At 64.1% G+C, this 5,889-nt stretch carries 8 protein-coding genes; 5 read left to right on the top strand and 3 right to left on the bottom strand.

The annotated features are described in order from the left end of the window. Window positions 1-182: NAD(P)-binding domain-containing protein (locus tag VIR62_RS11485; RefSeq protein ID WP_431871402.1), on the bottom strand; the 182-nt coding region annotated here is incomplete at its 3' end. A 17-nt stretch (window positions 183-199) separates the two neighbouring features. On the opposite strand from VIR62_RS11485, the gene VIR62_RS11480 reads away from it, so the two are divergent. Next, window positions 200-1,438, top strand: a complete 1,239-nt coding sequence (locus tag VIR62_RS11480; protein WP_431871400.1) for a threonine ammonia-lyase — start codon at window positions 200-202, stop codon at window positions 1,436-1,438. Between the two features lie 129 nt (window positions 1,439-1,567). After that, window positions 1,568-2,329 (top strand): arginyltransferase, encoded by a 762-nt coding sequence (locus VIR62_RS11475; protein WP_431871398.1) that lies wholly within the window; start codon window positions 1,568-1,570, stop codon window positions 2,327-2,329. Between the two features lie 45 nt (window positions 2,330-2,374). Here the strand turns inward: VIR62_RS11475 and VIR62_RS11470 are convergent, their stop codons facing one another. Together VIR62_RS11470 and ctrA are read right to left on the bottom strand one after the other, a co-directional pair. Then, complete coding sequence (locus VIR62_RS11470) at window positions 2,375-3,160, bottom strand: peptidase (RefSeq protein WP_431871396.1); 786 nt, start codon at window positions 3,158-3,160, stop codon at window positions 2,375-2,377. Between the two features lie 128 nt (window positions 3,161-3,288). Beyond that, complete coding sequence (gene ctrA, locus VIR62_RS11465) at window positions 3,289-3,990, bottom strand: response regulator transcription factor CtrA (protein WP_431871394.1); 702 nt, start codon at window positions 3,988-3,990, stop codon at window positions 3,289-3,291. A 172-nt stretch (window positions 3,991-4,162) separates the two neighbouring features. Here ctrA and VIR62_RS11460 point away from each other — a divergent pair, with 172 nt between their 5' ends. The 3 genes from VIR62_RS11460 (at window position 4,163) to VIR62_RS11450 (ending at window position 5,851) form a co-directional block, all read left to right on the top strand. After that, window positions 4,163-4,837: an RluA family pseudouridine synthase gene (locus tag VIR62_RS11460; protein WP_431871392.1), complete on the top strand. Its 675-nt coding sequence runs from the start codon at window positions 4,163-4,165 to the stop codon at window positions 4,835-4,837. Beyond that, entirely contained in the window at window positions 4,824-5,237 is a 414-nt protein-coding gene (gene arfB, locus VIR62_RS11455) for an alternative ribosome rescue aminoacyl-tRNA hydrolase ArfB (protein WP_431871389.1), read from the top strand. Before VIR62_RS11460 ends, arfB begins: the two co-directional genes overlap by 14 nt. Window positions 5,238-5,341: 104 nt before the next feature. Then, complete coding sequence (locus VIR62_RS11450; RefSeq protein WP_431871387.1) at window positions 5,342-5,851, top strand: GAF domain-containing protein; 510 nt, start codon at window positions 5,342-5,344, stop codon at window positions 5,849-5,851. Window positions 5,852-5,889: the final 38 nt, after the last annotated feature.

Raw genomic sequence — 5,889 nt, 5'->3', positions numbered from 1 at the left:
GCGGTGCCGCCGTGCCGGCTCACCCAGTCGCGCGCCTTTTCGGGGCTGCGGTTATAGACGGTGAGCGTGTGACCCTGGGCCGCGAGGTGGCGGGCCATGGGCGCGCCCATCACGCCCAATCCGATGAATGCGATCCTTGCCATGGATGTCGACGCATAAGGCGTGTTTGCCTGCCGCGCCAGATGGTCTACTCGGGGCCATGGCCGCGCGCGCAGAGACCGAAGACCACCCCGTCACGCTGGACGACATCAAGGCCGCCGCGGCGCGGATCGAAGGGGCGGTGGTGCGAACGCCGACAATGCTGAGCCGCACCCTCTCCGAATCGACCGGCGCAACCGTCTATATAAAGTTCGAAAATCTCCAGTTCACCGCCGCCTACAAGGAGCGCGGCGCCCTCAACAAACTGCTTCTGATGGACGAGGAGAAGCGCTCGCGGGGCGTCATCGCGGCCTCGGCCGGCAATCATGCTCAGGCGGTGGCGTATCACGGCGCGCGGCTCGGCGTTCCCGTCACCATCGTGATGCCCAAGCCCACTCCCACCATCAAGGTGATGCAAACGGAAGGGCATGGCGCGACGATCGTCTTGCACGGGGAGCTCTTTGACGAGGCCTATGCCCATGCGCTGAAGCTGGCGGAGGAACAGAAGCTCACCTTCGTCCATCCCTTCGACGATCCCCAAATCATCGCTGGCCAGGGCACGGTCGCGCTGGAGATGCTCGAAGACGCGCCGGAGATCGACACCTTGGTGGTTCCGATCGGCGGCGGCGGCCTTATCTCCGGCGTCGGCATTGCCGCCAAGGCGCTGAAGCCGGATGTCGAGCTCGTCGGCGTTCAGGCACAGCTCTACCCCTCGATGTACTGCAAGGTGAGCGGCTGCGACCTGCCGACCGCGGGCGACACGATCGCCGAGGGCATCGCCGTCAAAGCGCCGGGCACGCTTACCGCCGGCATCGTCAAATCGCTGGTCGACGAAATCCTGCTGGTGCCGGAGCGCGATATCGAGACGGCGGTCAGCCTGCTTCTCCAGATCGAGAAGACCGTGGCAGAGGGCGCGGGGGCGGCGGGGCTGGCTGCGCTGCTGACCCACAAGGAACGGTTCAAGGGCCGCACTGTCGGCCTGATCCTCACTGGCGGCAATATCGACACGCGCCTCCTCGCCACCGTCTTGCTGCGCGATCTCGCCCGCTCGGGAAGGATGGCGCGGCTGCGCATCCAGCTCCAAGACCGGCCCGGCGCGCTCTTCTCGGTGGTGAAGCTGTTCGAGCAGCATCAGATCAACATCGTCGAGATCTATCACCAGCGCGTCTTCACTTCCCTTCCCGCGAAAGACGCCTTCATCGACATCGAATGCGAAGCGCGCGACGCGGAGCATCTGGACCGGCTGGTCGCGGGGTTGCGGGAAGCCGGGTTCACGCTGCATCCCGTAGAGATTCACTAAAGTCGGCGTCCCGGCATGGAACGGCCCGTCGATTAACTTCGATTCCACCGAGTCCCGCCCTTTTCAATGGAACCGGGAATGCGCATAAAGATTCCAGTTACCATCTGATCCTCTTGTGATGGAGCATCGGTGAGCGCCCCATTTCGCTTCCCACGCTTTTTCGTGACGACGCCGTCGCCTTGCCCCTACCTGCCCGGCAAGACGGAGCGTAAAGTCTTCACGGAATTGAGCGGGCAGCACGCCGCCGAGCTCAACGATGCGCTCGGCCGGATCGGTTTCCGCCGCAGCCAGGGCGTAGCCTACCGGCCGAGCTGCGCCGATTGCTCGGCTTGCGTCTCGGTGCGCGTCATCGCCGGCGAGTTCCAGCCGAGCGCCACCCAGCGCAAGATGCTGCGCCGTCATGCCAATCTCGAGGTCACCGCCTGCAAGCCCTGGACGACCGAGGAGCAGTACGAGCTTCTCCGCCGCTATCTGCACGAGCGTCATCCCGGCGGCGGCATGGCCGACATGGACGAGAGCGACTTTTCCGACATGGTCGAGCAGAGCCCGGTCAAGACCTATGTCGTCGAATATCGCGAGCCTTCGACGAACGGGCGTCCGGGCAAGCTCGTCGGCGCCTGCCTCACCGACCAGCAGGCCGATGGCCTGTCGATGATCTATAGCTTCTTCGAGCCCGACGACCCCGGCCGTCATGGGCTCGGCACCTACATCATCCTCGACCACATAACCCGCGCGGCCCGCGCCGGGCTTCCCTATGTCTATCTGGGCTATTGGGTCGAGGATGCGAAGCGCATGGCCTACAAAGCCAAATTCCGTCCCCTGGAGCGGCTTGGCCCAGACGGCTGGCGGCGTTTCGACCCGGAGCAGAAGGAACTCGCGCTCGGCCGGTGACCGCTCCCCGGCGGATACCGGAGCCCGGATCGAGCGCGGTTGGCGTCATGCCGCCCCGCGATCTCTCTCCTCGTTATCGCCACCATAGCCCTCCATGAAGGGCGGATCGGGAATGGTCCTGGTTGCCTGGTGAAGCATGTGCGCCCAGCTCAACGACATTTCGTTGAAATACTCATCGTCCGGCTCGATCCGGCGGGTGAGCAACGGCAACGACCGGTCGCGGGGCATCACCACCATGTCGAGCGGCCGTGCGACGCCGAGATTGGAACGCATCGCCGAATCGAACGACAGGAAGGCGACTTTAACAGCATCCGGGAGCGGCGTGTCCATGTCGATGCTGCGATCCAGGATCGGCCGGCCATATTTGGTCTCGCCGATCTGCAGAAAGGGCGAATCGGGCTGACACTCGATAAAATTGCCGGCGGCGTAGATGAGGAAGAGCCGCGGCGGTTCCTCGCCGATCCGTCCGCCCAGCAGAAGCGATACCGCGCTGCTGATGTGAATCGCCTCCAGGGCCGCCCCGACCTTGAGATTGATAATCTGGACAGCCTCTCCGACCAGCTGGGCGGCCCGGAACATCGAGGTGACGGCGTAGAGGCTTCGCGGCGTGTCCTCCTTGTCCTCCGGCGGCAGCCCTTCCTCCAGCAAGGCGATGACCGACTGGCTCACCGAAAGGCTGCCCGAGCTTGCCGCGAAAACCTGCCTGTCCGGACTGTCGGCCAGGCAGTGCAGCTTCTTGTAGCAGGAGAAATTGTCGACCCCGGCGTTGGTCCGCGTGTCTGCGATCAGCACCATGCCGGCGTCGAGCAGCATTCCGAGGCAATAGGTCATTGCGCGTCCCGCTCGTCGTTGCGACCGGCCCACCAATGCATGAAAGCGCGTCAGGCTCCAAAAAGAGACCGGGGCCGCATCGCTGCGACCCCGGCAAGGTCTAAAGCATACTGGAGATCAGGCGATGGTCAGGCGACCTGAGCCTGCTCGACTTCCTCGGGATCGCGCAGCACATAGCCGCGGCCCCATACGGTCTCGATATAATTGTCGCCGCTACAGGCGAGGGAAAGCTTCTTGCGAAGCTTGCAAATGAAGACGTCGATGATCTTCAGCTCCGGCTCGTCCATGCCGCCATAGAGATGGTTGAGGAACATTTCCTTCGTGAGCGTGGTGCCCTTGCGGAGCGAGAGAAGCTCCAGCATCGCATATTCCTTGCCGGTCAAATGCACCCGGGCACCGTCGACCTCAACCGTCTTGGCATCGAGGTTCACGGCGAGCTTGCCGGTCTTGATCACCGACTGCGAATGGCCCTTGGAACGGCGCACGACCGCGTGGATGCGGGCGACCAGCTCATCGCGGTGGAAGGGTTTGGTGACATAGTCGTCGGCGCCGAAGCCCAATGCGCGGACCTTGGAATCCATCTCGCTGACGCCGGAGAGAATCAACACCGGCGTTCCGACCTTGGCGACGCGGAGCTTCTTCAGCACGTCGTAGCCGTGCATGTCGGGCAGGTTCAGATCGAGGCAGATGATGTCGTAATCGTAGAGCTTGCCGAGGTCCAAGCCCTCTTCGCCCAGATCGGTGGTGTAGACGTTGAAGCCTTCGGTCGTCAGCATCAGTTCGATGCTCTTGGCCGTCGTCGGCTCGTCCTCAATCAGCAGCACACGCATAGGTTTACCCCCTCGCTCGCGGCTCCCGGCCCTATGGCCCATGGAACCCGGTAACCTTGGTTAACCACGCGATAAATGAAGTTAAAAGGTTAATTCGGCGTAAACGACATCTGCGGGGGGTTTCGGGCCGGCTTCCGTTGCGCCCTTGCAACAGCCATGGCAGGGGCGGGCCATGCAGGACAAAGCGGCCATGTGGGACAAATATGTCCTCTTCATCGACGGCGAGGCGATCGTGATCGACAAGCCGGCGGGCCTCGCCGTACATCCGGGTTCGCGGACGCGCGAGAGCCTGGAAGACTATCTGAAGCATTTCCGATTCGGCTTCCGCCGCGAGCCCCTCCCCGTCCACCGCCTCGACCGCGACACGTCGGGCTGCCTCCTCCTCGCTCGCAACCCCAAGGCGCACAAGCGCTTCCAAAGGGCGTTCGAGGAGAAGAAGGTGACGAAGTCCTATGTGGCGGTGCTGGACGGCGTGCCCGAGGCAGTGGAGGGCAGGGTCGACCTGCCGCTCGGCAAGGTGTCGAGCGCGGAGGAAGGCTGGCGGATGGTCCATGACCCGCAAGGCCGGCCCTCCATCTCCCACTGGCGCGTGGCCGAGGTGCGGGAGGGTCGCGCGGTCGTCGTCTTCACGCCCGAAACAGGGCGAACCCACCAACTGCGTGTCCACGCCGCCGAAGGGATCGGCATCTCGATTTCTGGCGATCCCGTCTATGGCGCCGGCAAAGGCCCGATGCTGCTCCACGCCTTGTCCATTCGGGTGGAGCGCGAGGGCAAGCCGCCGGTAGAAGCGACCGCGCCGCTGCCGCCGACTTTCGTCAGTGCCGGGTTCGGCGATGTCCGCCTCTGAGCTCTTCACGATCCCGGAAGAGGCGCTGAGCGAGAGCTTCATCGCCGCGAGCGGGCCCGGCGGGCAGAATGTCAACAAGGTCGCCACCGCCGTCCAGCTTCGCTGCGACGTCTTCAAGCTCGGCCTCTCCCCCCACGCCTATAGTCGCCTGAAGGAGCTGGCCGGCAGCCGCATGAACAGCGCCGGCGAGATCGTCATCACCGCCCGCAGCTACCGCACCCAGGAGGCGAATCGCGAGGATGCGAGGGCGAGGCTGGCGGAGCTGATCGCCAAGGCCCATATCCGGCAGCCCAAGCGCATAAAGACCAGGGCCAGCCGCGCGGCAAAGGCGAAGCGGGTGGACAGCAAGACCAAGCGCGGTGCCGTCAAGGCGGCGCGGGCCAAGCCGAGGATGGACTAGCTCCGTCATGCTGAACTTGTTCAGCATCCAATTTTTTGGAGCCGCACGGCCGCCTCAAACATGGACCCTGAAACGAGTTCAGGGTGACGAGAAAGAGAAAGCAGATGTTCGATTTCAAGATCGCCGAAGCCGACAAGGCCGAGCTCTACCGCCAACTTCGCGACGCCGCCGACGCGCTGACCGCGGGCGAACCGGACGCGATCGCGAACATGGCGAATGTGGCGGCGCTGCTGTGGGAAGCGCTGCCCGATCTCAACTGGGCGGGCTTTTATCGCAACGTAAATGGCGAACTGGTGCTTGGCCCGTTCCAGGGGCGTTCGGCCTGCATCCGTATCTCCTTCGGCAAGGGCGTATGCGGCACCGCCGCCGCGACGCTGGAACCGCAATGCGTCGAGGATGTGAACGCCTTCCCCGGCCATATCGCCTGCGACAGCGCTTCGGCGTCGGAGCTGGTAGTGCCACTTGTCCATGACGGCCGACTGATCGGTGTGCTTGACCTCGATAGTCCCCGGGTGGCGCGCTTCGACGCGGAGGATGTGCGGGGTTGTGCCGAACTGGCACGGATGCTCGCACCCCGGCTTGCCGCCGCGACAAAAGCGCCCGCGGCGAGTTAAAAAAGTGTAAATTGCTCCCGGCGCGCTCGCCCTGGGGC

Origin of the sequence: Allosphingosinicella sp., from assembly GCF_036570505.1 — a bacterium.
In the GTDB taxonomy this organism is placed as follows: Bacteria; Pseudomonadota; Alphaproteobacteria; order Sphingomonadales; family Sphingomonadaceae; genus Allosphingosinicella.
Note: the sequence above shows the minus strand (reverse complement) of the source record. Positions and strands in the feature narration are given on the sequence as shown.

Excerpts from the sequence above, each read along its gene's own strand:
- arfB (WP_431871389.1), top strand. The coding sequence starts at position 4,824 with ATGTCCGCCTCTGAGCTCTTCACGATCCCGGAAGAGGCGCTGAGCGAG.
- VIR62_RS11450 (WP_431871387.1), top strand. The coding sequence starts at position 5,342 with ATGTTCGATTTCAAGATCGCCGAAGCCGACAAGGCCGAGCTCTACCGC.
- VIR62_RS11460 (WP_431871392.1), top strand. The coding sequence starts at position 4,163 with ATGCAGGACAAAGCGGCCATGTGGGACAAATATGTCCTCTTCATCGAC.
- ctrA (WP_431871394.1), bottom strand. The coding sequence starts at position 3,990 with ATGCGTGTGCTGCTGATTGAGGACGAGCCGACGACGGCCAAGAGCATC.
- VIR62_RS11480 (WP_431871400.1), top strand. The coding sequence starts at position 200 with ATGGCCGCGCGCGCAGAGACCGAAGACCACCCCGTCACGCTGGACGAC.
- VIR62_RS11470 (WP_431871396.1), bottom strand. The coding sequence starts at position 3,160 with ATGACCTATTGCCTCGGAATGCTGCTCGACGCCGGCATGGTGCTGATC.